The organism is Streptomyces sp. NPDC006393 (assembly GCF_040628575.1).
Classification (GTDB): Bacteria; Actinomycetota; Actinomycetes; order Streptomycetales; family Streptomycetaceae; genus Streptomyces.
Genome location: NZ_JBEXZD010000214.1, coordinates 1 through 2,684, shown reverse-complemented (window position 1 = coordinate 2,684; position 2,684 = coordinate 1). Strand labels below are relative to the sequence as shown.

The 2,684-nt window shown below is 71.5% G+C and carries 3 protein-coding genes; 2 read left to right on the top strand and 1 reads right to left on the bottom strand.

The window, feature by feature from the left end; translation table 11 throughout:
• Together ABZ484_RS38585 and ABZ484_RS38580 are read left to right on the top strand one after the other, a co-directional pair.
• Positions 1-515: response regulator transcription factor (locus ABZ484_RS38585; RefSeq protein ID WP_358870616.1), on the top strand; the 515-nt coding region annotated here is incomplete at its 5' end.
• 55 nt (positions 516-570) lie between these two features.
• Positions 571-1,842, top strand: coding sequence for an ATP-binding protein (locus ABZ484_RS38580; RefSeq protein ID WP_358870615.1), 1,272 nt, complete (start codon positions 571-573; stop codon positions 1,840-1,842).
• A gap of 51 nt (positions 1,843-1,893) precedes the next feature.
• Here the strand turns inward: ABZ484_RS38580 and ABZ484_RS38575 are convergent, their stop codons facing one another.
• Entirely contained in the window at positions 1,894-2,448 is a 555-nt protein-coding gene (locus tag ABZ484_RS38575; protein ID WP_358870617.1) for a GtrA family protein, read from the bottom strand.
• Positions 2,449-2,684 lie beyond the last annotated feature (236 nt).

Sequence of the window (2,684 nt, the reverse complement as noted above, 5' to 3'; positions counted from 1 at the left end):
TGCCCGGTATGGACGGCCTGGAGGTCGCCCGCCGGCTGCGCGCCGACGGTCACACCGTGCCCATCCTGATCCTCACGGCGCGCGCCGACGAGGTCGACACGGTCGTCGGCCTGGACGCGGGTGCCGACGACTACGTCACCAAGCCCTTCCGCCTCGCCGAACTGCTCGCCCGGGTCCGGGCCCTGCTCCGGCGCGGTGCCGCCGAGCCGCAGCAGCCGCCGGCCACGCACGGCGTGCGCATCGACGTCGAGTCCCACCGCGCCTGGATGGGCGACGAGGAGCTCCAGCTCACCGCCAAGGAGTTCGACCTGCTGCGGGTCCTCGTGCGGGACGCGGGCCGGGTCGTCACCCGCGACCAGCTGATGCGGGAGGTCTGGGACACCACCTGGTGGTCGTCGACCAAGACCCTCGACATGCACATCTCGTGGCTGCGCAAGAAGCTCGGCGACGACGCGGCGAACCCCCGGTACATCGCGACCGTGCGCGGCGTGGGTTTCCGCTTCGAGAAGAGCTGAGCGCCCGCTCCAGGGCCGCTCACGAGTGCTTACGGGTAAGTACGGGTAAGAGGTCATGCGCCGTCGACTGATCCAGTCCACGCTCGCCGTGGTGCTCGTGGTGATCGCCGTCTTCGGCGTCTCCCTGGTGATCGTGGAGACCCGCACGATCAGCAACAGCGCCCAGGAGCGGGTCGACTCCGAGGCGCTCCGGCTGGCCAGCATCGTCGACGGCCGGCTGCTCGGCGACGAGACGGTCGACGCGCGGATCCTGCGCGACCAGGTGGCTCCCGGGCAGTACGCGGTGATCGGCATTCCCGGCCGGCCGGCCATCGAGGTCGGCACCAAGCCGGACGGCGACGTGATCCACTCCACCGCCAAGGGCGAGCAGGGCGAGACCGTCCGGATGGAGGAGTCCCGCTCCTCCGTCACCCGCGAGGTCGGCCGCACGCTGCTGATCATCGGCCTGGTGGCGCTGCTCGCGGTGGTGGCGGCGGTGCTGCTCGCGATCCGCCAGGCCAACCGGCTCGCCTCCCCGCTGACCGACCTCGCCGAGACCGCCGAGCGCCTCGGCTCGGGCGACCCGCGTCCCCGGCACAAGCGCTACGGCGTTCCGGAGCTGGACCGGGTGGCCGATGTGCTGGACTCCTCCGCCGAGCGGATCGGCCGGATGCTCACCGCCGAGCGGCGCCTGGCCGCCGACGCCTCCCACCAGCTGCGCACGCCGCTGACCGCGCTGTCGATGCGCCTGGAGGAGATCACCCTCACCGACGAGCTGGAGACGGTGAAGGAGGAGGCGAACGTCGCGCTCACCCAGGTGGAGCGGCTGACGGACGTGGTGGAGCGCCTGCTGACCAACTCCCGCGACCCGCGCACGGGCTCCGCGGTCTCCTTCGACCTCGACGAGGTCATCCAGCAGCAGATCGCCGAGTGGCGGCCCGCCTACCGCAGCGCCGGCCGCGCGATCGTCAGCTCCGGCAAGCGGCACCTGCGGGCCGTGGGCACACCGGGCGCGGTCGCCCAGGTGCTGGCCGCGCTGATCGAGAACTCCCTCATGCACGGCGGCGGCACGGTGGCGCTGCGCACCCGCGTGACCGGCAACCAGGCGGTCGTGGAGGTCACGGACGAGGGTCCTGGCGTCCCCGCCGACCTGGGCGCGCGGATCTTCGAGCGGACGATCAGCGGCCGCAACTCCACCGGCATCGGGCTGGCCGTCGCCCGCGACCTGGCCGAGGCCGACGGAGGCCGCCTGGAACTCCTCCAGGCCAAGCCGCCGGTCTTCGGACTGTTCCTGTCCCGCACGCCCCCGCTGAAGAAACCGGCGGACGCCGAGCCGACGGTGCGGTAGGCGCGGTGCGGTAGGTGCACTGCCCTGAGAGGAGGGCGCCGGAGGGGTCGGTCAGCGGGAGACCCTGGTCGGGCGCGGCCTCTTCGCCTGTGCCTCCGCGTGGAGGAACGACTCCGCGTCGGCCACGGCCTCCCGGGCGGGCAGGGCGCGGAAGACCCAGGTGCGGTAGGACCAGAAGCGGAACAGGGTCGCGATGCCGATGCCGAGGAACTTGAAGACGTTGCTCTGGAGCGGGCTGTCCCAGCCGAACCCGTAGGTCGCCAGGTACAGCACGCCGTTCTCGATCACCAGTCCGACCACGCTGAACAGCAGGAACAGGGTCAGTTCCTTGGTGCGGCCGCTCTTGTCGCGGTCCCGGTAGGTGAAGTACCGGAAGCCGACGTAGTTGAAGACGATCGAGACGACGGTCGCGATGACGCTCGCCCGCACCACCTGGAGATCGGTGACATGCCGTACCAGGTTGAACACCAGCAGGTTGACAAGGAGCCCCGCTCCGCCCACCGCACCGAACTTGGCGACCTCCCGCCAGAGCCGGCCGACGCGCCGCAACAGCGCGTCCCGGGGCATCGCGGGCGCCGATCGGTGCCCCGAGGAACCACGTCCCATGGTCGTGCAGGCCCCCGTCCGGGTCGATTGCGTCAACCACGCCATGCTAACCAGCGGCCGGTGACCGCGCCTGGGGACCGGCCATGAGCCGGGGAACGGGACGGAAAGAGAGCCGGAAGAGACCCGGAAGATACCCGGAAGAGACCCGGAAGAGACAGGGAAGAGCGCACGAAACGGTCGGGGGGGAGGACGAGCGGTGAGCGGACGCACGGCGGGGAATCCGGCCAGGGTGGCGC

Excerpts from the sequence above, each read along its gene's own strand:
- ABZ484_RS38575 (WP_358870617.1), bottom strand. The coding sequence starts at position 2,448 with ATGGGACGTGGTTCCTCGGGGCACCGATCGGCGCCCGCGATGCCCCGG.
- ABZ484_RS38580 (WP_358870615.1), top strand. The coding sequence starts at position 571 with ATGCGCCGTCGACTGATCCAGTCCACGCTCGCCGTGGTGCTCGTGGTG.